Annotated in this window: 20 protein-coding genes; 14 read left to right on the plus strand and 6 right to left on the minus strand. The window is 71.8% G+C overall.

Annotated features, from left to right (window positions below):
- The first annotated feature begins 1 nt into the window (after nt 1).
- Nucleotides 2-517, plus strand: a complete 516-nt coding sequence (locus tag ACO06A_RS06915) for a hypothetical protein (protein WP_421735288.1) — start codon at nt 2-4, stop codon at nt 515-517.
- A 28-nt stretch (nt 518-545) separates the two neighbouring features.
- Here ACO06A_RS06915 and ACO06A_RS06920 read toward each other — a convergent pair whose 3' ends face one another.
- Nucleotides 546-2,471: an FAD-dependent oxidoreductase gene (locus tag ACO06A_RS06920; RefSeq protein WP_421735289.1), complete on the minus strand. Its 1,926-nt coding sequence runs from the start codon at nt 2,469-2,471 to the stop codon at nt 546-548.
- 230 nt (nt 2,472-2,701) lie between these two features.
- Between ACO06A_RS06920 and ACO06A_RS06925 the strand changes: the two genes are divergently transcribed.
- From ACO06A_RS06925 to ACO06A_RS06950, 6 genes are all read left to right on the plus strand, one after another.
- The gene (locus tag ACO06A_RS06925) at nt 2,702-3,538 is read left to right on the plus strand and encodes an alpha/beta hydrolase (protein ID WP_421735290.1); all 837 of its coding nucleotides are present in this window, start codon (nt 2,702-2,704) and stop codon (nt 3,536-3,538) included.
- 2 nt (nt 3,539-3,540) lie between these two features.
- Nucleotides 3,541-4,323: an MBL fold metallo-hydrolase gene (locus ACO06A_RS06930; protein ID WP_421735291.1), complete on the plus strand. Its 783-nt coding sequence runs from the start codon at nt 3,541-3,543 to the stop codon at nt 4,321-4,323.
- A gap of 22 nt (nt 4,324-4,345) precedes the next feature.
- Nucleotides 4,346-6,031 (plus strand): glycoside hydrolase family 9 protein, encoded by a 1,686-nt coding sequence (locus ACO06A_RS06935; protein WP_421735292.1) that lies wholly within the window; start codon nt 4,346-4,348, stop codon nt 6,029-6,031.
- Between the two features lie 80 nt (nt 6,032-6,111).
- Nucleotides 6,112-8,364: a carbon starvation CstA family protein gene (locus ACO06A_RS06940; protein WP_421735293.1), complete on the plus strand. Its 2,253-nt coding sequence runs from the start codon at nt 6,112-6,114 to the stop codon at nt 8,362-8,364.
- A complete protein-coding gene (locus ACO06A_RS06945) occupies nt 8,361-8,567 on the plus strand; it encodes a YbdD/YjiX family protein (protein WP_421735295.1) in 207 nt (68 codons plus the stop codon). Before ACO06A_RS06940 ends, ACO06A_RS06945 begins: the two co-directional genes overlap by 4 nt.
- A 162-nt stretch (nt 8,568-8,729) precedes the next feature.
- Nucleotides 8,730-10,364, plus strand: coding sequence for an endo-1,4-beta-xylanase (locus tag ACO06A_RS06950; RefSeq protein ID WP_421735296.1), 1,635 nt, complete (start codon nt 8,730-8,732; stop codon nt 10,362-10,364).
- A 90-nt stretch (nt 10,365-10,454) separates the two neighbouring features.
- Here the strand turns inward: ACO06A_RS06950 and ACO06A_RS06955 are convergent, their stop codons facing one another.
- A complete protein-coding gene (locus ACO06A_RS06955; RefSeq protein WP_421735297.1) occupies nt 10,455-11,054 on the minus strand; it encodes a uridine kinase in 600 nt (199 codons plus the stop codon).
- A gap of 74 nt (nt 11,055-11,128) precedes the next feature.
- On the minus strand, nt 11,129-11,479 hold the full coding sequence (locus ACO06A_RS06960) for a hypothetical protein (protein WP_421735298.1): 351 nt from the start codon (nt 11,477-11,479) through the stop codon (nt 11,129-11,131).
- 98 nt (nt 11,480-11,577) lie between these two features.
- On the opposite strand from ACO06A_RS06960, the gene ACO06A_RS06965 reads away from it, so the two are divergent.
- The 7 genes from ACO06A_RS06965 (at nt 11,578) to ACO06A_RS06995 (ending at nt 19,017) form a co-directional block, all read left to right on the plus strand.
- Complete coding sequence (locus ACO06A_RS06965) at nt 11,578-12,018, plus strand: YciI family protein (RefSeq protein WP_421735299.1); 441 nt, start codon at nt 11,578-11,580, stop codon at nt 12,016-12,018.
- Complete coding sequence (locus ACO06A_RS06970; RefSeq protein ID WP_421736030.1) at nt 12,015-13,202, plus strand: RNA polymerase sigma factor; 1,188 nt, start codon at nt 12,015-12,017, stop codon at nt 13,200-13,202. The genes ACO06A_RS06965 and ACO06A_RS06970 overlap by 4 nt, the downstream gene beginning before the upstream one ends.
- Before the next feature lie 40 nt (nt 13,203-13,242).
- A complete protein-coding gene (locus tag ACO06A_RS06975; RefSeq protein WP_421735300.1) occupies nt 13,243-15,651 on the plus strand; it encodes an ATP-binding cassette domain-containing protein in 2,409 nt (802 codons plus the stop codon).
- Nucleotides 15,652-15,685: 34 nt separating this feature from the next.
- Complete coding sequence (locus tag ACO06A_RS06980; protein ID WP_421735301.1) at nt 15,686-16,108, plus strand: iron chaperone; 423 nt, start codon at nt 15,686-15,688, stop codon at nt 16,106-16,108.
- 72 nt (nt 16,109-16,180) lie between these two features.
- On the plus strand, nt 16,181-16,678 hold the full coding sequence (locus ACO06A_RS06985) for a DUF2975 domain-containing protein (RefSeq protein WP_421735302.1): 498 nt from the start codon (nt 16,181-16,183) through the stop codon (nt 16,676-16,678).
- Entirely contained in the window at nt 16,678-16,881 is a 204-nt protein-coding gene (locus tag ACO06A_RS06990) for a helix-turn-helix domain-containing protein (RefSeq protein ID WP_056087253.1), read from the plus strand. The genes ACO06A_RS06985 and ACO06A_RS06990 overlap by 1 nt, the downstream gene beginning before the upstream one ends.
- Nucleotides 16,882-17,085: 204 nt before the next feature.
- Nucleotides 17,086-19,017 (plus strand): glycoside hydrolase family 11 protein, encoded by a 1,932-nt coding sequence (locus ACO06A_RS06995; protein WP_421735303.1) that lies wholly within the window; start codon nt 17,086-17,088, stop codon nt 19,015-19,017.
- 112 nt (nt 19,018-19,129) lie between these two features.
- Here the strand turns inward: ACO06A_RS06995 and ACO06A_RS07000 are convergent, their stop codons facing one another.
- The 3 genes from ACO06A_RS07000 to ACO06A_RS07010 form a co-directional block, all read right to left on the minus strand.
- The gene (locus ACO06A_RS07000) at nt 19,130-19,390 is read right to left on the minus strand and encodes a GlsB/YeaQ/YmgE family stress response membrane protein (protein WP_175349306.1); all 261 of its coding nucleotides are present in this window, start codon (nt 19,388-19,390) and stop codon (nt 19,130-19,132) included.
- Nucleotides 19,391-19,569: 179 nt separating this feature from the next.
- Nucleotides 19,570-20,841 (minus strand): RNA polymerase sigma factor, encoded by a 1,272-nt coding sequence (locus ACO06A_RS07005; RefSeq protein ID WP_421736031.1) that lies wholly within the window; start codon nt 20,839-20,841, stop codon nt 19,570-19,572.
- A 23-nt stretch (nt 20,842-20,864) separates the two neighbouring features.
- Complete coding sequence (locus ACO06A_RS07010; RefSeq protein WP_421736032.1) at nt 20,865-21,275, minus strand: YciI family protein; 411 nt, start codon at nt 21,273-21,275, stop codon at nt 20,865-20,867.
- Nucleotides 21,276-21,358: the final 83 nt, after the last annotated feature.

A 21,358-nucleotide genomic window follows, 5' to 3' on the forward strand; every position in this document is an offset into this window, starting at 1 on the left:
AATGACACGCACGATCCTGCCCACGCACCTCTCCCGAGCTGCGTTCGCGCTTCTTCTCGTCGCGGGGACGGTGACCGGCTGCTCCGCCGCGACTGACGACCCGGCGCCGTCGGACTCGCCCGCCGCGGTCGCCGAGAGCGCCGAGACCGACACGGCTGACCCCGCGGCCGCAGCGCTCGAGGAGCAGAGCGAGGCCCTGGACGCGTACGTCGCCGCCATGCAGTCGCAGCTCCCCGCCCTGGTGGACTCGTTCGACGGGATGTACTCCGACATCACCATCACCGGGGTGCACCCCGACCTGGTGGAGTACCAGTACGTCTACGCGCAGCAGCTCGACGCCACCACCGCCACCAGCCAGTTCGACGGCATGATCCCGACGTTGCAGTCCGCGTGCGACAGTGCGGTCTTCCCCGAGATGGCGCGCGCCGGCGTCTCCACCGACCCGAAGATCCGCTACACCTACACCAACGCCGACGGCTCGACCCTCTGGTCGCACACGTTCGAACCGTCGGCGTAGAGCGCCGTCCCGGCGGTGGAGGGGACGGTCAGAGCAGCGCGGCGGTGAGGTACCCCGCGTTGATCGCCTCGCCCACCTTCGCCGGGAGCACGCAGTCGCCGATCGCGTGGACGCTGAGGCCGGTGGCGGCCAGCGCGTCGGCCAGCCGGTGCGCCGGTCGGACGCCGAACGCGGTCACCACGGTGTCGGCGTCCACGTGCACCTCGCCGTCGGGTCCGACGGCGGTCAGGCCCTTCTCGTCGATCTCGGTGACGAGGTGGCCGGTGAGCACGTGCACGCGGGCGTCCGTGAGGCTGCGCAGCAGGCTGATCGCGTTGATGAACAGCAGGTCCGCGGCGATGGCGTCGGCCTTCTCGACGATCGTGACCTCGTGGCCCGCCTCGGCGAGCTCGAGCGCCAGGTCGGCGCCGGACAGCCCGCCACCGGCGACGACGACGCGGGAGCCCACGCGGTCGCGGTGCAGGTGCGCGTCCAGCACCTCGAGCACGTTCTCGCCGTCGACGCCCGGGATCGGCAGGACGAACGGGTCCGCGCCGGTGGCGACCACGACCTCGTCGGCACCGGCCAGGCGGGTGTCGTCGGCCAGGATCTCGGTGCCCAGGTGCACGGTGACGGGCAGGTCGGCGATCTGCCGCTCCCACCAGCCGATCATGGCGCGCAGCTCCTTCTTGAACTCCGGGGTCGCGGCCGGCAGCAGCACCCCACCGAGGTGCTCGGACTTCTCGTAGACGTCGACCGCGTGGCCGCGCAGGGCGGCGACGCGCGCCGCCTCCAGACCGGCGGGGCCGCCGCCGACGACGGCGATGCGCTTGGGCACGGCCGCCGGGACGAGGGCGCGCTCCAGCTCGTAGCCGGCGGTGGGGTTGACCGCGCAGCCGATGGTGGCGCCGGTGAAGATGGCGCCGATGCACAGCTGGTTGCAGCGGATGCACGGCCGGATGTCGTCGCGACGCCCGTCCACGAGCTTGGCCACCCACTCCGGGTCGGCGATGAGCCCGCGGCCGACGCCGACGAAGTCCGCGTCGCCGGCGGTGAGCACGGCCTCGGCGTTCTCCGGGGTCAGGTTCCCGACCGCCATGACGGGGATGGCGACGACGGACTTCATCGCCCGCGCCGACGGCACCATGCACGCGTCGCCCAGGTAGTACGGCGGGAACACCCAGTCCATCGCGTCGTAGGCGCCGTCGTCGACCATGAGCAGGTCGAGGCCGGCACCCTCGAGCAGGCGAGCGATCTGCTGCGCCTCCACGAGGTCACGGCTGCCGGGCATCTTGTTGCTCACGGACAGCCGGAAGCTGATCGGCAGACCCGGCACCGCGGCCTTGATCGCCTGGATGATCTCGGTGGCGAACCGGGCGCGGTTCTTGATCGAGCCGCCGTACACGTCGGTGCGGCGGTTCCACTGCGGCCCGAGGAACTGGTCGATCAGGTAGCCGGTGTGCCCGTGCAGGTCCACCAGGTCGACGCCCGCGGCCGCGCACCGGACAGCCGCATCGGCGAAGCGGCCGACGAGCGTGCGGACCTCGTCCGTGGTCAGCGGGCGGCACAGCACCGTCGGGTCGAAGAAGTTCGGGTTGTCCGACGCCGAGACCGGGGGCTGCTCGGGCGTGTACGCGGGGTTGTTGCGGCCCATACCGGCCGTGAGCTGGACCCCCAGCTTGCCGCCCTTGGCGTGCACCGCCTGGGCGAGCCGGGTGAGGGCGGGGACGGCGGCGTCCGAGTCGGCGTGGGCGAGGCCCGCCGTGAGCTCGAGATCGCGGGACACGGCCGTGAGCTCGGTGACCACCAGGCCCGCACCGGTGCCGGCGCGCTCGGCGTACCAGGCCACCTGCCGGTCGGAGAAGTGACCGTCCGCATCGGAGAGGCTGGTCCCCATCGGCGGCATGATCACGCGGTTGGCGAGCTCGAGGGCGCCGATGCGTCCGGGTGCGATGACGTGGGCGAACGCGGACATCGGAGTCCTTTCCTCCGGCGCGCGACGATGCGGCCGGGGCAGTGCCAGTGGTGAGGCGATCGTCCGCCGGTCGTCGAAGCGGTTCGTAGGTAGGAAGTCCCGGGTGAACCAGGTTCTGCACAGGGGCACCAGAACCGTGCACGGCCAGCACAGTGCGCCCCGGGCACCCGGTGCCACTGTGCTGCTGAGCGGGCCGGCCGGGACCGACCGCCGCGAGACGAGGAGACGTCATGACCACTCCGGACACCATCGTGCTCATCCACGGCTTCTGGGTGACGCCCCGCTCGTGGGAGGGGTGGAAGGCGCACTACGAGGCCAAGGGCTACACCGTCCACACGCCGGGCTACCCCGGGTTCGAGGTCGAGGTCGAGGCTCTGCGGGCCGACCCGACGCGGATCGCCGACCTCACGACGGACGCGATCGCGTCCCACCTCGACGCGTTCCTGAGCTCGCTGGACACCCCCACGCCGCCGATCCTCATGGGTCACTCGGCGGGCGGCACGTTCCTCCAGCTGATGCTCGACCGGGGGCACGGCAGCGCGGGTGTCGCGCTGAACTCGGCACCGGTGGAGGGGATCACGACCACCCCGTGGTCGCAGCTGAAGTCGGTGTTCCCCGTGGTGAAGAACCCGGCGAACCACCACCGCGCGGTCGGTCTGTCGTTCGAGGAGTGGACGTACGCGTTCACCAACACGTACACGGAGGAGGAGTCGCGGCACTTCTACGACCGGTACCACATCCCGGCGTCGGGCCGCGTGCTCATCGACTCGGTGCTCGCGAACCTGCAGCCGGGACACCAGGACGCCTGGGTGGACTTCAGCAACCCGGACCGCGTGCCGCTGCTGTTCCTGTCGGGCTCCGCGGACCACATCATGCCGCCGTCGGTGCAGGCCTCGAACGCCAAGCACTACCGCGGCGTCGGAACCGTCACCGAGCACGAGACCTATGAGGGCCGGCCGCACCTCATGGTCGCCGGGCCGGGCTGGGAGGAGATCGCCGACCGGGCCCTGGAGTGGGCGCTCGCCCATGCTGCCTGGGCTCCCGCGCAGAGCTCCGCCGCGTCCTGACGGTGTCCACCCTGACGTTCACGCACATCGGTGGCCCGACGACGCTCGTCGAGGTGGACGGCTGGCGCATCCTCACGGACCCGACCTTCGACGCCCCCGGCCGGACCTATCGGTTCGGCTGGGGGACGTCGTCGCGGAAGACCACCGGCCCGGCCGTCGAGGCGAAGGACGTCGGCGACGTCGACGCGGTGCTGCTCACCCACGACCACCACGCCGACAACCTCGACGACGCCGGCCGGCAGCTGCTGGGCCGGACACCGACGATCCTGACCACCGTGCCGGGTGCACGCCGCCTCGGTCCGCCCGCGGTGGGCCTGCGCCCCTGGGCGACGACGACGCTGACCCACCCGGACCGTCCCACGCTGACCGTCACGGCGACCCCGTGCCGGCACGGACCCGTCGGCAGCCGTCCTGTCGCGGGGGCCGTCATCGGGTTCGACCTCACATGGGAGGGCCAGCAGCACGGGTCGCTGTGGTTCTCCGGGGACACCGTCCTGTACGGCGGGGTGCGTCAGGTGGCCGAGCGGAGGCGCGTCGGCACCGCGGTGCTGCACCTCGGCGGCGTGCGGTTCCCCGTGACCGGTCCGCTGCGTTACTCGATGACGGTGGAGGACGGCCGCGAGCTCTGCCGCACGCTGCGGCCGCGGACAGTGCTCCCGGTGCACTACGAGGGGTGGTCGCACTTCGTCGACCGGCCCGCCGCGCTCACGCGACCGGAGCTCACCCCCGAGCCGGGGCGCACGACCTGGGCCGAACCGGGCCTGCCGCTCATGGTCGAGGTCTGAGCGCTCGCCTAGGCTGCCGGGGGTGAGCTGGCCACGGTGGTCCGTCGAGGACGTCCTCGCGCAGCGGCCCGGCGTGCGGGTCAACCAGGTGGGTTACGTCCCGGGCCTGCCGATGGGAGCCACGCTGGTGTCGTCGGTGCCCGGCCCCGTCGCGTTCGAGGTGGTGGGCGACGACGGCCGCATCGTGCTCTCCCGGACGTCGCAGCCCTGGCCGCTCCGGCCCGAGCCCACCTCGGGCCTGCCGGTGCACACGCTCGACCTCACCGGCCTCCCCGAGGGCACGTTCCGCGTCCGGGCCGCTGAGCACGTCAGCCATCCGTTCGTCGTGGACGGCCGGCGGTACGCCGACCTCGCCGCCGACGCGCTGCGCTTCTTCTCCCTGATGCGGTCGGGCACCCCCGTCGACGTGCCCGGCTACGGGCGCCCGGCCGGCCACCCCGGGGACGTCGCCGTGCCCGCCTGGACAGGTCCCGACGCGGAGCGCCTCTACCCCGGCTGGCACGACGACGGCACCTACGACGTCTGGGGCGGCTGGTACGACGCCGGCGACTACGGGAAGTACACGACGAGCGGCGCGCTCGCGGTGTGGCAGCTGCTCGGCACCCTCGACGTCCTGCCACCCGACGACCCGCGGGCCGACGCGGTGCTCGCCGAGTGTCGGTGGCAGCTCGACTGGCTGCTGCGGATGCAGGTGCCGCCGGGCCGCCCGCTCGCGGGGCTCGCGTTCCACCGCGTGCACGGGACGACCTGGTCGCCGCTGCCGGGATGGCCGCACCTCGACCCGACGGAACGCGTCCTGCACCGGCCCTCGACCACCGCGGCCCTGCACCTGGCGGCCGCCGCGTCGGCCGGTGCCCGGCACGTCCGCCGGACCGATCCCGCCTACGCCGCACAACTGCTGGCGGCCGCGCGGACGGCCTACGACGCCGCACGGCGGCACCCCGACCTGCTCCCGCCGGACGACCACGCGCAGCACGGCGGCGGTCCCTACGACGACAGCGACGTCGCCGACGACTTCTATTGGGCCGCCGCCGAGCTCTGGCTGGCCACCGGCGAGCGCGTCTACGAGGAGCACGTCCTCGACTGCTCCGAGCACGCCGCCGACCCGTTCGACGCCGCCGGGTTCGACTTCCACCGCGTCAGCGCGCCCGCTCGCCTGGACCTGGCACTGCACGGGAGCAGGCTCGAGGACCACGCGCGGGTGGTCCAGAGCCTGCGTCGCGCCGCCGACCGGCTGCTCGACCTGCAGTCGCGCCAGCCGTGGGGACAGCCGTACGCGCCCGCGGACGGGTGGGGCTGGGGGTCGAACGGCCGGATCCTCACCAACCTGGTCGTCCTCGGCGTCGCCCACCTGGTCACCGGCAGCACCGCCTACCGCGACGCGGTCGCCTCCGGCACGGACTACCTGCTGGGACGCAACGCGCTCGGCCAGAGCTACGTCACCGGGTACGGCACCGACCACAGCCACCACCAGCGCACCCGCCAGTTCGGCCACGACCTCGACCCCGCGATGCCGCCACCCCCGCCCGGCGCCCTGGCGGGGGGCGCCAACTCGGTCCCCGCGCCGGACTTCCCCTACGACCCGCGGCTCGTCGGACTCGCGCCCCAGCTCTGCTACCTGGACGAGCCGACGTCCGAGGTCACCAACGACGTCTGCATCCGCTGGAACGCACCCCTGGTCTGGGTGGCCACGTTCGTGGACCGCTGACCGGGCGGAGGGCGTCGCCCGGTTGCGGCCCGGGTCGCCGCGCGTAGCGTGCTGAACGACGACGACGTCGAGGGGGCACCATGACTGCGCGCACCGAGATCGAGCACCTCCGCACCGACCCGGACCTCCCCCCGGTGGGCGTGGTGCAACGCGGGCCGATGTCCGCCTCGAGGCGCGCTGTCTTCGCGGTCGTGGCCGTGGTCGGCGCGGTCGCGTGGTCGGTGCTCGCCCTCGTGCGCGGCGAGCACGTCAACGCGGTGTGGTTCGTGTTCGCGGCCGTGTGCACCTACGTGATCGCGTACCGGTTCTACGCGCGGCTCATCGAGAACAAGATCGTGCGCCCCCGGGACGACCGGGCCACCCCGGCCGAGCGGTACGACAACGCCAAGGACTTCATGCCGACCGACCGGCGGGTCCTGTTCGGCCACCACTTCGCGGCGATCGCCGGCGCCGGGCCCCTGGTCGGCCCCGTGCTCGCGGCCCAGATGGGGTACCTGCCGGGCACGGTGTGGATCATCGTCGGCTGCGTCGTCGGGGGGGCCGTCCAGGACTACCTCGTGCTGTCGATCTCGACCCGACGCCGCGGGCGCAGCCTGGGGCAGATGGCGCGCGACGAGCTCGGCCGGTTCGGCGGCGTCGCCGCTCTCGTGGCCGTGTTCGTCATCATGATCATCATCATCGCCGTCCTGGCGCTCGTGGTGGTCAACGCCCTCGCGGCAAGCCCCTGGGGCGTGTTCTCGCTGGCCATGACGATCCCGATCGCCCTGTTCATGGGCGTCTACCTGCGCGTCCTGCGGCCCGGCCGGATCACCGAGGTCACGATCATCGGTGTCGCGCTGCTGCTGCTGGCCATCGTCGCCGGCGGCTGGGTGGCCGAGACTGCGTGGGGGCAGGACTGGTTCACGCTCAGCCCCGTGGCGCTCGCGTGGTGGCTGGCCGCGTACGGCTTCGCGGCCTCGGTGCTGCCCGTGTGGCTGCTCCTCGCGCCCCGGGACTACCTGTCGACCTTCATGAAGGTCGGGGTGATCGTGCTGCTGGCCGTCGGGATCCTCATCGCGCGGCCGGAGGTGCAGGCACCGGCCGTCTCGTCGTTCGCGCTGCGCGGCGACGGTCCGGTGTTCGCGGGCGCGCTGTTCCCGTTCCTGTTCATCACCATCGCGTGCGGGGCGCTGTCCGGTTTCCACTCGCTCATCGCGTCCGGGACCACGCCGAAGCTGCTCGAGAAGGAGAGCCAGGCGCGGCCCATCGGGTACGGCGCGATGCTCACCGAGTCGTTCGTCGCGGTGATGGCCCTGGTCACCGCCGTCGTGATCGACCAGCACCTCTACTTCGTGATGAACGCCCCGGCGGGCGCGACCGGCGGGACGGCCGAGACGGCGGCCGAGTACGTCAACGGGCTCGGTCTGGGCGGGACGCCGATCACGGCCGGGGAGATCGAGGGCGCCGCAGCATCGGTCGGTGAGGACTCGATCATCTCCCGCACCGGCGGTGCGCCCACCCTGGCGTTCGGCATGTCCCAGGTGCTCAGCACGGCCATCGGCGGTTCGGGGCTGGCGGCGTTCTGGTACCACTTCGCGATCATGTTCGAGGCGCTGTTCATCCTCACGACGGTCGACGCGGGGACGCGTGTCGCGCGGTTCATGCTCTCCGACAGCCTGGGCAACCTGGGCGGACCGATGCGCCGCTTCCGCGACCCGTCCTGGCGCGTCGGCGCGTGGGTGTGCTCCGTGGTCGTCGTCGCGGCGTGGGGGGCGATCCTGCTCATGGGCGTCACCGACCCCCTCGGCGGGATCAACACCCTGTTCCCGCTCTTCGGGATCGCGAACCAGCTGCTCGCCGCGATCGCGCTCACCGTGGTGACGGTGGTCGTGACCAAGAAGCAGCTCTACCGGTGGGTGTGGATCCCTGCGGTGCCGCTCGTGTGGGACCTCGTCGTGACGATGACCGCGTCCTACCAGAAGATCTTCTCCGCCGAGCCACGCATCGGGTACTGGGCGCAGCACCGGGCGTTCCAGGACGCGCGGTCGGCCGGTGACCAGTCGTTCGGCGTCGCCGCGTCGCCCGCCGAGATGGACGCGGTGATCCGCAACACCGCGATCCAGGGGACGTTGTCGATCATCTTCGCCGTCCTGGTGCTCGTCGTCGTGGTGGTGGGCGCCGTCGTCATCGTGCAGTCGGTGCGCGCCGGCGGGCTGCCCTCCACCGAGGAGCCCGACGTGCCGTCACGCCTCTTCGCCCCCCGCGGCCTCGTCGCCACCCCCGCGGAGCGCGAGGTCCAGGCGCTGTGGGACGCACGTGACCGGGACCGCGCTCCGGCGGGAGCAGGGTCGTGACCGCCGGCCTGACGCACGCCCTCGTGCGGGCCGGCCGAGCCGTGCGGTGGTACACGACCGCGCTGCTCGGCGACCACGACTACGACCGCTACGTCGCGCACCTCGCACGCGTCCATCCCGGCACGGCGCCGGTGTCGGTGGCGGCGTACTGGCGCGAGCGGCACGCGGAGCAGGACGCCCACCCCGGGGCACGCTGCTGCTGATCAGCCGGGGCCCGCCGGTCGAGGAGGACGAACAGGTCGCGCTCGTGTGCGGTGCGTCACGGCGCCAGGCTGGTGAGGCCGACGCGCGCTTGCCCCGGGCGTGGTCCGTCTGCCTACGGTGGCACGACCGACGCGCCATCGACCGGGGGGAGCTGTGCCGTCGTGCGACGACTCATCCCTGCCCTGCTCGTGGTGGCCGCGCTCGTCCTCGCGGTCGTGCTGCTCGTCGGTCCCCTCCCGCCTGGCCCCGGACAGGCGCCGGCTCCCACCGCGACTGCCGCTCCGGCCGCCGCGCCCGGCCGGGTCAGCACGGTGCTCGCGAGCGACTTCGAGAACGGCACCGACGGCTGGGAAGGCCTCGGCACCGCAGAGGTCGCGGCCCGCGAGGGTGACGCCCGCTCCGGGGGCTCCAGCCTGCTCACGAGCGGGCGCACCGAGGCGTGGAACGGTGCGCTGCTCGACCTCACCGGGGTTCTCACGCCTGGCACGCAGCACACTCTGTCCGTGTGGGTCCGCCTGGCGCCCGGCGCGAGCTCCGTGCTGGGCGAGCTCCAGCTGACGGTCCGCCGTGACGTCGACGGCGAGCGCGTCCACGACCACCTCGTGCACGCGCCCGTCGGGGCTGACGGGTGGGTCGAGCTCCGCACCGAGTACACCCTCCCCGACCGCGCGCAGCAGCACCCCGAGCTGTACGTCGAGTCGACCGGCACGCTCGCCGACTTCCTGCTCGACGACGTCACCGTGACCACGCAGGCACCCGCGGTGCAGACCGACATCCCCGCGCTGCGGGAGGCCCTCGCGGACGACTTCCCCGTCGGCACCGCCGTCGGCACACAGGACCTGGCCGGCGCCCCCGCGGAGCTGCTCGCGCGGCACTTCTCGATGATGACCCCGGAGAACGCGCTGAAACCCACGAGCGTGCAGCCGCACGAGGGCGAGTTCACGTTCGAGCGCGCCGACGAGGTGCTGGACTTCGCCGTCGCCCACGGCCTCGCGGTGCACGGCCACACGCTCGTGTGGCACCGCTCGACCCCCGACTGGTTCTTCCGCGCGCCCGACGGACGCGAGCTCGGGCAGAGCCCGGCGGACCAGGCTCTGCTGCGCGCACGCCTGGAGACCCACATCCGGACGGTCGCGACGCACCTGGAGGACCGGTACGGCGACCGGAACCCCGTGCGGTCGTGGGACGTCGTGAACGAGGCGATCGACCCGGACCAGGACGACGGCCTGCGGCGCAACCAGTGGTACGCCGTGCTGGGTCCGGACTACGTCGCGGCGGCGTTCCGGATCGCACGCGAGGCGTTCGGGCCGGACACGGTCCTGTACCTGAACGACTACGGCACCGAGAACCGGACGAAGCGGCGCGCGGCCGCGGCAGTCGTGGAGCGCCTGCTCGACGGTGGCGTCCCGATCGACGCGATCGGCCACCAGCTGCACGTCGACCTGCGGGTGCCCGTCTCGGGGATCGAGGACACGATCGCAACGTTCGAGGACCTCGGGGTGCGCCAGGCCGTCACCGAGCTCGACGTCGCGATCTCCGAGTCGACCGAGGTGCTCGACTCGGCACCCCCCGAACGCCTCGCGGAGCAGGGCCGGTACCTCCGGGACCTGCTGGCGGCGTTCCGGCGGCATCCGGGCGCCCTCTCCTCGCTGAGCGTGTGGGGTCTGTACGACTCCCGGAGCTGGCTGCGGGCATGGCCGACCGAGCGTCCCTTCGAGGCTCCGCTCCTGTTCGACGCCAACCTGCAGGCCAAGCCGGCGTACTGGGGTCTGGTCGACCCCGACCGGCTGGACTGACCCCTCCGTGGCCCGCGCCCCACCAACGACCGGTGCATCCGCTGGAACGCACCCCAGGTCTGGATCGCGACGTTCCTGGACCGCTGATCCTCACGCCACGACGTCGTCACCCGGGACGTCGATGATCCGCGGGTCCCCGAGGTCCGAGTTGTCGACGACCAGCGAGGCGCGTTCCTGCGGCTTCGCTGCGGCGGCGTAGATGCGCTGGGCGCCGTCGTACCGCCGCAGGACCCGGGGATCCGGGCTGGAACCGGCGCGGCGCGCCATCCGCCGGGACGCCTCTTCGGTCGACACATACAGGTACGCCGACCAGTCCCACAGCGTCACGAGCTCGTCGCGGTGCAGGAACGTCCCTTCGACGAGCACCAGCGCGTCGTGGGCGGCGGGGATCGCCTCCGGCCGCATGACCTCGTCGCGCACCGGGTCGAAGGACGAGGCGCGGTACGGCTGACCAGCGCGCAAGGGCGCGAGCGCCCAGGTGACGAGCGCGTCGTAGTTGTACGTGTCGAGCCAGAACCCCTCGGGCGAGTACCGGCCGCGGGCGTGCCGGACGGCCGACGGGTGGAAGAAGTCGTCCGCGTGCAGCACGACCACCGGGCGCGAGTCGATGCGCTGCGCGAGTCGTGCGGCGAAAGTCGTCTTCCCGCTCCCGCCGACGCCGTCGATCGCGCACAGGGCACGCCGACCCACCGGAGCGGCCGCAAGGACCCGTGCGACGACCTCGTCGAGGTCGCCCCCGTGGTGACCTGTTCCCCGCCTGATGGTCAGACCCGCCTGCGCCGCCAGTCGAGCATGACGAACAGGTCGCGCTCGCCGGGGACGCCCTCGAGCACCGCGCGGGCCAGGGCCGGCTCCCCGGCCTGCTCGCACGACCACAGCTCGAAGTCGATGGTCTGCGACCAGGTGGCCGGGAGGAACCCGAGGACCGTGGCGCCGTCGAGCACCTTCACCACGTCGTGCTCGGTCCGGGCCAGCGCGACGGCGAACCCCCGCTCGGAGCGGGTGGCGCGGGAGGGTGCCGCCGAGTCGAGGAACCCGCGCACCCGTACGGGGACGTGGCCGCCGCTCGCGGGCACGAGGCGGCCGGGCATCCGGGTCGAGGACGTCGGGTCCATCCGCGGAAACTACTCCACCCGACCACGTAGAGAAACGCGGGACGGCTCCGTTCCTCGGGTGAGAGTGCCAGTCTGGGCACGACGACGAAGGAGCAGTCATGGCCAAGTACCTGCTGATCGTGGACTTCCAGAGCGGTCCCGACGACGCGCCGATGTCGGCCTGGACCGACGACGAGGTCGCTGAGCACCTCAACTACTACGGGCGCCTGAACCGAGGGCTGATCGAGAGCGGCGAGCTGGTGGGCGGGGAGATCCTCACCGGCCCCGACCTGGCGAAGGTCGTGACGTCGGACGGTGCGACGACCGTCGTCACCGACGGGCCGTTCCAGGAGTTCAAGGAGTGGGTGGCTGGCTACCAGATCGTCGAGACGGAGACCGAGGCGCGGGCGCTGGAGATCGCCGCGCTGGTGTCCGCGGTGCCGGGGCGCGGCGGGGTCCCGACGCAGCAGCCCATCCAGGTGCGTCGGATCATGGAGAACGGGCCGTCGGACGTCGAGGAGATGAACGCGTTCCTCGAGACGGCGAGCGACGCCCGCTGAACGTCCCCCACGACATCGAGGACCTGCTGCGCGAGCTGGCGCCGCAGGTCCTCGGCACGCTCGCGCGACGGTGGGGAGACTTCGACGCCGCGGAGGACGCGGTCCAGGAGGCGCTGCTCGCCGCGGCGCAGCACTGGCCCGCGGACGGGATCCCGGCGCGGCCGCGAGCCTGGCTGCTCCAGACGGCGTCGCGACGGATGGTCGACCGGTGGCGCCGCGACGTCGCCCGCCGGGACCGCGAGCGCCGTGCTGCCGCACAGCCCGCGTCCGGCGGTGCCGCGCAGGAGGACGACACCCTCACCGTCCTGTTCCTCTGCTGCCACCCGGTGCTGACCCCCACCTCGGCGATCGCGCTGACCCTGCGGGCGGTCGGGGGCCTGACGACCGCGGAGATCGCGCGGGCGTTCCTCGTGCCGGAGGCGACGATGGCGCAGCGGATCAGCCGCGCCAAGCAGCGGGTGGCGGGCGAACGGTTCTCGATGCCCGCGCCGGACGAGCGCCCGGAGCGGCTGCGCAGCGTCCTGCGCGTCCTCTACCTGATGTTCAACGAGGGCTACACGGGGAGCGCCGGCGACGACCTCACCCGCGTCGACCTGTCCGACGAGGCGATCCGCATCGCGCGGCTGGTGCAGGCGGCCGAGGACGACGCCGAGGTCAGCGGCCTGCTCGCCCTCATGCTCCTGACGGACGCGCGCCGGGCCGCACGGACCGGCCCGTCGGGCACCCCGGTGACGCTGGCCGACCAGGACCGGAGCCTGTGGGACCACGCCCGGATCGCCGAGGGGACCGCGCTGCTCGACGGCGCGATCGGACGGGGGGCGGTCGGCGAGTACCAGCTCCAGGCGGCCATCGCCGCGATCCACGACCGGGCTCCCGACGCCGACGCGACGGACTGGCCCCAGATCCTCGCCCTGTACGAGCTGCTCGAGCGGATGACGGGCAGCCCCGTGGTCACGCTGAACCGCGCAGTCGCGGCGGCGATGGTCCACGGGCCGTCGGCGGGTCTGGCGATCCTCGACGGCATCGACGACGCCCTCCCCCGCGTCGACCAGCTGCGCGCCTACCTGCACGAGCGCGCCGGCGAGACCGACCTCGCGCTCGCGCACTACAGGCGGGCGGCCGGCCGGGCGATCAACGTGGCGGAGCGCCGGTACCTGGACGCCCAGGTCGCGAGGCTCAGCTGAGCACTCTGCGATGTCACCACCCGGCGCTAGCGTGACGCCCATGGTGCAGACGGAACATATCGCCGACAGCCACGACTGGATCCGCGTGCACGGAGCGCGCGAGAACAACCTCAAGGACATCAGCATCGAGATCCCGAAGCGCCGGCTCACGGTGTTCACGGGGGTGTCCGGCTCGGGCAAGAGCTCGCTGGTGTTCGGCACGATCGCCGCCGAGTCGCAGCGGATGATCAACGAGACCTACAGCAGCTTCGTCCAGGGCTTCATGCCCACCCTCGCGCGGCCGGACGTCGACGTCCTGGACGGGCTGACCACGGCGATCATCGTCGACCAGGAGCGGATGGGCGCCAACATCCGGTCGACCGTCGGCACCGCGACCGACGCCAACGCGCTGCTGCGCATCCTGTTCAGCCGGCTCGGGGTCCCGCACCTCGGCTCGTCGCAGGCGTTCTCGTTCAACGTCGCGTCGATCTCGGGCGCCGGGGCGGTCACCATCGAGAAGGGCGGCACCACCACCAAGGAGCGCCGGAGCTTCTCGATCACGGGTGGCATGTGCTCCCGCTGCGAGGGTCGCGGCTCGGTCACCGACTTCGACCTCACGCAGCTCTACGACGACAGCAAGTCGCTGAACGAGGGCGCGCTCACCATCCCCGGCTACAGCGTGGACGGCTGGTACGGGCGCATCTTCAGCGGCTCGGGCTTCTTCGACCCGGACAAGCCGATCAGCAAGTTCACGAAGAAGGAGCTGCACGACCTGCTCTACAAGGAGCCGACCAAGATCAAGGTCGACAACATCAACCTCACCTACGAGGGGCTGATCCCGAAGATCCAGAAGTCGTTCCTCGCCAAGGACGTCGAGGCCCTCCAGCCGCACATCCGCGCGTTCGTGGAGCGGACCGTCGTCTTCACCACGTGCCCGGACTGCAACGGGACGCGACTCAACGAGGGCGCGCGCTCGTCGAAGATCGGCGGGGTCAACATCGCCGACGCCTGCGCGATGCAGATCAGCGACCTGGCCGAGTGGGTGCGGGGGCTCGACGAGCCGTCCGTCGCTCCCCTGCTCACGGCACTGCGCGAGCTGCTCGACTCGTTCGTCAGCATCGGGCTCGGGTACCTCTCGCTGGAGCGCTCGTCGGGCACGCTCTCGGGCGGCGAGGCGCAGCGCACCAAGATGATCCGGCACCTCGGCTCGTCGCTCACGGACGTGACGTACGTGTTCGACGAGCCCACCATCGGGCTGCACCCGCACGACATCCAGCGGATGAACGCCCTGCTCCTGCGCCTGCGGGACAAGGGCAACACCGTGCTCGTCGTGGAGCACAAGCCGGAGGCCATCGCGATCGCCGACCACGTGGTCGACCTCGGACCGGGCGCAGGGTCGGCGGGCGGCACGGTCTGCTACGAGGGGAGCCTCGACGGGCTGCGGTCCAGCGGGACCATCACCGGACGCCACCTCGACGACCGGGCGTCCCTGAAGGAGTCGGTCCGGACGCCCACCGGGACGCTCGAGATCCGCGGCGCCACCACCAACAACCTGCGCGACGTCGACGTGGACATCCCGCTCGGCGTCCTCGTCGTGCTCACGGGCGTGGCCGGCTCCGGCAAGAGCTCGCTCATCCACGGGTCGATGCCGACCGGTGCGGGCGTCGTGTCCATCGACCAGGCGGGCATCAAGGGGTCGCGGCGGAGCAACCCGGCCACGTACACGGGCCTGCTCGAGCCCATCCGCAAGGCGTTCGCCAAGGCCAACGGCGTCAAGCCGGCCCTGTTCAGCGCCAACTCCGAGGGCGCGTGCCCCAGCTGCAACGGAGCCGGGGTCATCTACATGGACCTCGCGATGATGGCCGGCGTCGCCACCCCGTGCGAGCTGTGCGAGGGCAAGCGGTTCCAGGCCTCGGTGCTGGAGCACCACCTGGGCGGCCGCGACATCAGCGAGGTGCTGGCGATGTCGGTGACCGAGGCGGAGCAGTTCTTCGGCACGGGAGAGGCGCGTACGCCGGCGGCTCACGCGGTCCTCGTCCGGCTCGCCGACGTCGGTCTCGGCTACGTGAGTCTCGGGCAGCCGCTCACCACCCTGTCCGGCGGCGAGCGCCAGCGGCTCAAGCTGGCCACGCGCATGGGCGACAAGGGCGGCATCTACATCCTCGACGAGCCCACCACCGGCCTGCACCTGGCCGACGTCGAGCAGCTGCTGGGCCTGCTCGACCGGCTGGTCGACTCCGGCACCTCGGTGATCGTCGTCGAGCACCACCAGGCGGTCATGGCGCACGCCGACTGGATCATCGACCTCGGTCCCGGCGCCGGCCACGACGGCGGCCGGATCGTCTTCGAGGGCACGCCGGCCGACCTGGTCGCCGGCCGGCCCACGCTCACGGGCCAGCACCTGGCCGCCTACGTGGGTGCTGCCGCATCGAGCAGGGATGGAGAAGCCGCGGTCACGGCCGCTCCCTAGGGTGGGCGGCAACCATCCAGAGAGGAACGCGATGATGGCGAAGGCCACGAGCACGGAGTCCGAGGGGTTCACCGCGGAGGAGCGCGCCGCGATCAAGGAGCGCGCCAAGGAGTCGCGGCGCAAGGCGAACGGCGAGGCCGACCTGCTCGAGAAGATCGCCGAGATGGCCGGAGCCGACCGCGCGATGGCGGAGCGGATCCACGCCATCGTCACGGAGGTCGCCCCGCAGCTCGAGCCCAAGACCTGGTACGGCCAGCCTGCCTACGCGAAGGACGGCAAGGTGCTCGTCTTCTTCCAGGCGGCGTCGAAGTTCAACACGCGGTACGCGACGCTGGGCTTCAACGACGTGGCGAACCTCGACGACGGCACCCTGTGGCCGACGGCGTTCGCGCTCACCGGCCTGACGGCCGCGGAGGAGAAGCAGATCGGCGAGCTCGTGAAGAAGGCGGTCAGCTGACCGTTGCCTTGGCGGCGGTCTATCGATAGGTTTCTCTCGTTAATCGATAGATCGCCACCAAGGAGCACTGCCATGAGCCGACTGGCCATCCTCGCCCTCCGGGTGGTGATCGTGCTGATGTTCGCCGGCCTGCTGGCGGTGCAGATCATGATCATCCCGGCCATCGGGCGCGACATCGACGACGGCGGCGCCGCGGTGGCGCACCTGCGCTGGCCGGTGGTGGTCGTCGGGTTCCTGGGCGTGCTGGCCGTGCAGGCGGCGCTCGTGTGCGTGTGGCAGCTGCTCACCATGGTCCGGCGCGACACCGTGTTCAGCACCGCGGCGTTCCGGTACGTCGACGTCATCATCGGCGCCGCGGTCGCGGCCACCCTGCTGGCGATGGTCCTGTCGTTCGTTCTGGCACCGGGCGAGGCGGTTGCGCCGGGGATCGTCCTGCTCGTCGTGATCGCCGGCATGGGCACGGCCGGCATCGCCCTGCTGGTGCTGGTCCTGCGGGTGCTGCTGGCCAAGGCGATGGTGCTCGACTCGACGGCGACCACCCTGCGCGCCGAGCTCGACGAGGTGATCTGATGCCGATCGTCGTCGACGTCGACGTGATGCTGGCCCGCCGCAAGATGTCTGTCGGCGAGCTGGCCGACCGCGTCGGCATCACCCCCGCCAACCTCGCCGTGCTCAAGAACGGCCGCGCCAAGGCGGTCCGGTTCACCACCCTCGAGGCCCTCTGCGCGGTGCTGGAGTGCCAGCCGGGGGACCTGCTGCGTCACGAGCCCTAGGCGTCGCTCGATACTTTCGGAGCCAAGCGCCTTCACACGAACCTAAACGGTTCGTTCGTTCCTCCAGGTGTTCCCGGGGCAGGATCTCGCCTGCACACTGGCGTCGATAACGTTATCGACGCCCGCAGCAGCGAGTGTGTCGTGACGGCGCGGACGTCGCTCGACGGACCTCCGCGCAGCTCCCCACGCACAAAGGAGTGCAGGATGTCCGATAGTATCGCTCTGCGGCACGGCGCACTGCCGCGACGCCGCTCGTTCCGCGCTCTGGTGGCCTTCGGCGCCGCGGCCGCGATGGTCGTCACCGGGCTCGCCGTCGCCACCTCCGCCAGCGCCATCTCGTCCAACGGCACGGGCACCAACAACGGGTTCTTCTACTCGTTCTGGACCGACAGCCCCGGCTCCGTCTCGATGGACCTGGGGTCGGGCGGCCAGTACTCCACCCAGTGGAGCAACACCGGGAACTTCGTCGCCGGCAAGGGCTGGCAGACGGGCGGACGCAAGACCGTCAGCTACTCCGGCAGCTTCAACCCGTCCGGCAACGCCTACCTGACCCTCTACGGGTGGACCACCAGCCCGCTCGTCGAGTACTACATCGTCGACAACTGGGGCACCTACCGGCCCACCGGCACGTTCATGGGCACCGTGAACAGCGACGGCGGCACGTACGACATCTACCGCACCCAGCGCGTCGACAAGCCCTCCATCGAGGGCGACCACTCGACCTTCTACCAGTACTGGAGCGTGCGGCAGTCGAAGAAGACGGGCGGCACCATCACGTCCGGCAACCACTTCGACGCGTGGGCCAGCAAGGGGATGAACCTCGGCAACCACAACTACATGATCATGGCGACCGAGGGCTACCAGAGCAGCGGCAACTCGAACATCACCGTCAGCGAGGGCACCGGAGGCGGGGGCGGAGGCACCACCACGCCGCCGCCCAGCACGGGCGGCTGCTCGATCACCGCCACCCGGGCAGACGAGTGGTCCGACCGGTTCAACGTGAACTACACCGTGAGCGGCGCCACCTCCTGGACCGCGACGCTGAACCTCAACGGCAGCCAGAGCGTGCAGAACAGCTGGAACGCGACCGTCAGCGGCAGCGGCTCCACCCGGACCGTCACCTCGACCGGCTCCAACACGTTCGGCGTGACCATCATGAAGAACGGCAACAGCACGACCCCGTCGGCCACCTGCGGCACGTCCAGCGGCGGCGGAGGGGGCACGACGACCCCACCGCCGGCGACGTCGAGCTGCTCCGCCGGCTACGTGGGCCTGACGTTCGACGACGGCCCGAACACCGGCACCACCAACCAGCTCATCTCCACCCTGCGCAACGCGGGGGCCACCGCGACCGTGTTCCCCACGGGCTCGAACGCCCAGTCGAACGCGTCGCTCATGCAGGCCTACAAGAACGCCGGCCTCCAGATCGGCAACCACAGCTGGGACCACCCGCACCTGGTGAACCTCAGTCAGTCGGACATCCAGTCGCAGCTCTCGCGCACCCAGACCGCGATCCAGCAGACCGCCGGGGTCACCCCGACGATCTTCCGGCCGCCGTACGGCGAGACCAACCAGACCCTCAAGAACGTCGAGTCCTCGCTCGGCCTGCGCGAGATCATCTGGGACGTCGACTCGAACGACTGGAACAACGCGAGCGCCGACGCCATCCGGCAGGCGGCCGCCCGCCTGACCAACGGCCAGATCATCCTCATGCACGACTGGCCGGCCGCGACCCAGCAGGCGCTGCCGAACATCCTGAACGACCTGAAGTCGCGGAACCTCTGCACCGGGCACATCTCGAGCAGCACGGGCCGGGCGGTCGCACCGTCCAGCGCCGGCGGTGGCGGTGGCGGGACGACGAACCCGCCGGCCGGCTCCTGCACCGTCACGGCTGCACGCGGTGACGAGTGGTCCGACCGGTTCAACGTGAGCTACACGGTCAGCGGCAGCAGCAGCTGGGTGGTCACGCTCAACCTGTCGGGCAGCCAGAGCGTGCAGAACAGCTGGAACGCGACGCTCAGCGGCAGCGGCACCACCCGTCAGGCACGGCCGAACGGCGCCGGCAACACGTTCGGCGTCACGATCATGAAGAACGGCAGCACGACGACGCCGGGCGCCACCTGCGCGACGGGCTGACGGTTCGACGGTTCGACGGTCCGACGGTTCGACGAGGACGGCAGCTCCCCGCGAGAACGTCAGTTCAGAGTGACGTTCTCGCGGGGGACTGCCGTTCTCGCGCGTCCGGCCGTCAGGCCTTGGCGCGACCGCGGGTGCCGCGCCAGATCGCGGTGACGATCAGGGCGCCGACGATCGAGCCGATGATCCCGCTCGGGCGCAACGCCAGCCCGTCGCCGGAGAGCAGGCTGGCCAGCAGCCCCCCGACGAACGACCCGACGAGCCCGGCGACGATCGCCATGGACCAGTCGACCCCGCCACGTTCCTTGCCGAGGATCAGCTGCGCCAGTGCGCCGATCAGCATGCCGAAGAGGATCAGTCCGAGGATGAGCATGGGCCGAGACTATGACCGGTTCGTCCCCTCGACCAGGACCGCGATGCCGTCGAGCAGCCGTGTCAGACCGAACTCGAACGCGCGGCGGGTCGTAGGCGTGGTGCTCCTGGCCGGTCGTGCTCGTCGCGATCTTCGGCACGCTCGCGGTCCGGCGCTGGGCGCACCTGGGCCGGTGAGGATCAGCGCGTGAGCGCGGCGAGCTTGCCCTCCAGCACGCCGCGCTCCCGCGCGTTCCCGCACAGCCGGATCGCCAGCTCCAGCTCACGCCGCGCCTCTTCCGTCCGGCCCAGCCGGGTCAGCAGCTCGCCGCGGACGCTCGGCAGCAGGTGCGACCCGGCGAGCCGGTCGGTCGCGACGAGCTCGTCGACCAGCGGCAGTCCCGCCGCCGGACCCTGCGCCATCGAGACCGCCACCGCCCGGTTGAGCTCCACCACGGGGGACGGTGCCAGGCGGCCGAGGGCCTCGTACAGCAGGACGATCCGGTCCCAGTCGGTGGCCTGCACGGACGGCGCGACCGCGTGGCACTCGGCGATCGCCGCCTGGACGCCGTACGCCCCGAGCCCCCTGCCCACGCGGCCGGCGGTCGCCAGGGCGGCCCGCCCGCGACGGATCGCCGCACGGTCCCACCGCCGGCGGTCCTGCGCCTCGAGCAGCACCGGCTCACCGTCGGTACGTACCCGCGCCGGGAAGCGTGCGGCGGTGAGCTCCAGGAGGGCGAGCAACCCCTGCACCTCGGGCTCGTCGGGCACGAGCTGCGCCAGGACGCGGGTCTGGCGGATCGCCTCATGGGCCAGGTCGGTCCGGATCCAGTCGGCGCCGGACGTGGCCGACGAGCCCTCGGTGAACACCAGGTACAGGACGTGCAGCACGGAGGCGAGGCGGGCGCGGCGCTCGTCGGCGGGCGGCACGCCGAACGGGACCTGCGCCGCCGCGAGCGTCTTCTTGGCGCGGGTGATCCGGGCCTGGACCGTGGCCGTCGGCACCAGGAGCGCGCGGGCGATCTCGTCGCTGGTCAGGCCACCGACCACTCGGAGGGTCATCGTGACCTGCGCCTCTCGCGAGAGCACCGGGTGGCACGCGATGAACATCAGGGCCAGCACGTCGTCGTCGATCCGGTCGGGGTCCCAGTCGTCGGCACCCTCCTCGCCCAGGTCGCGGGCGAGGAGGGTGTACCGCTCGTCGAGTGCCGACCGACGACGGTAGGCGTCGATCGCGCGACGTCGCCCGACCGTGAGCAGCCAGCCGGCGGGGTTGCTCGGGACCCCTTCGCGCGGCCACGCCACGAGCGCCGCGGCAAGCGCCTCCTGGGCCAGGTCCTCCGCGAGCGAGAAGTCCCCGGTGTACCGGGCCAGGGTGGCGACGATGCGCGCCGACTCGATCCGCCAGACGGCCTCCACGGCGTCGCGACCCGAGCCGGAGCCGGTCAGAGCAGGCCGCTCCGCTCCCGCCACGGGTTCGCTCGCCTGACCGCCGGTCAGAGCTGCCCGCTCCGCTCCCGCCACGCGCGCTCCTTCTGGATCCACTCGTTGTCCTGCGGGAAGTCCTCGATGCTCGTCACCCGGCGGATCTCGGTCTTCTGGCCGGGGCCCGTCATCGGTGCGCGCTTGGCCCACTCGACGGCCTCCTCCTTGGACGCGACATCGAGGATCCAGAAGCCGCCGAACAGCTCCTTGGTCTCGCCGTACGGGCCGTCGCTGACGACGGGCGGCTCGGTGGAGAAGTCGACGACGACCCCCTGCGCCGCGTCGTCCAGACCCTCCGCCGCGACCAGGACGCCGGCGGAGATCATCTCGGCGTTGAAGCGGCCCATCGCCTCCATGATCTCGTCGAACTCGATGCTCTGGAACGAGGCGAGCGCCTCGTCGGTCGCGCGCATGATCAGCATGTACTTCACGGTCGTCTCCTGGCTGTGTCGTGGGTCCCCGTCGGACCCTCTCACCCGTCAGTCGAGCGGCGGAAGCACGGGAT

It is taken from the genome of Cellulomonas sp. (assembly GCF_965229465.1).
In the GTDB taxonomy this organism is placed as follows: domain Bacteria; phylum Actinomycetota; class Actinomycetes; order Actinomycetales; family Cellulomonadaceae; genus Cellulomonas.

Bases quoted from the DNA above. Each gene is read 5' to 3' on its own strand.
- ACO06A_RS06915 (WP_421735288.1), top strand. From the start codon at position 2: ATGACACGCACGATCCTGCCCACGCACCTCTCCCGAGCTGCGTTCGCG.
- ACO06A_RS06920 (WP_421735289.1), bottom strand. From the start codon at position 2,471: ATGTCCGCGTTCGCCCACGTCATCGCACCCGGACGCATCGGCGCCCTC.
- ACO06A_RS06925 (WP_421735290.1), top strand. From the start codon at position 2,702: ATGACCACTCCGGACACCATCGTGCTCATCCACGGCTTCTGGGTGACG.
- ACO06A_RS06940 (WP_421735293.1), top strand. From the start codon at position 6,112: ATGACTGCGCGCACCGAGATCGAGCACCTCCGCACCGACCCGGACCTC.
- ACO06A_RS06960 (WP_421735298.1), bottom strand. From the start codon at position 11,479: ATGGACCCGACGTCCTCGACCCGGATGCCCGGCCGCCTCGTGCCCGCG.
- ACO06A_RS06965 (WP_421735299.1), top strand. From the start codon at position 11,578: ATGGCCAAGTACCTGCTGATCGTGGACTTCCAGAGCGGTCCCGACGAC.
- ACO06A_RS06975 (WP_421735300.1), top strand. From the start codon at position 13,243: ATGGTGCAGACGGAACATATCGCCGACAGCCACGACTGGATCCGCGTG.
- ACO06A_RS06980 (WP_421735301.1), top strand. From the start codon at position 15,686: ATGGCGAAGGCCACGAGCACGGAGTCCGAGGGGTTCACCGCGGAGGAG.
- ACO06A_RS06985 (WP_421735302.1), top strand. From the start codon at position 16,181: ATGAGCCGACTGGCCATCCTCGCCCTCCGGGTGGTGATCGTGCTGATG.
- ACO06A_RS06990 (WP_056087253.1), top strand. From the start codon at position 16,678: ATGCCGATCGTCGTCGACGTCGACGTGATGCTGGCCCGCCGCAAGATG.
- ACO06A_RS06995 (WP_421735303.1), top strand. From the start codon at position 17,086: ATGTCCGATAGTATCGCTCTGCGGCACGGCGCACTGCCGCGACGCCGC.
- ACO06A_RS07000 (WP_175349306.1), bottom strand. From the start codon at position 19,390: ATGCTCATCCTCGGACTGATCCTCTTCGGCATGCTGATCGGCGCACTG.
- ACO06A_RS07010 (WP_421736032.1), bottom strand. From the start codon at position 21,275: ATGCTGATCATGCGCGCGACCGACGAGGCGCTCGCCTCGTTCCAGAGC.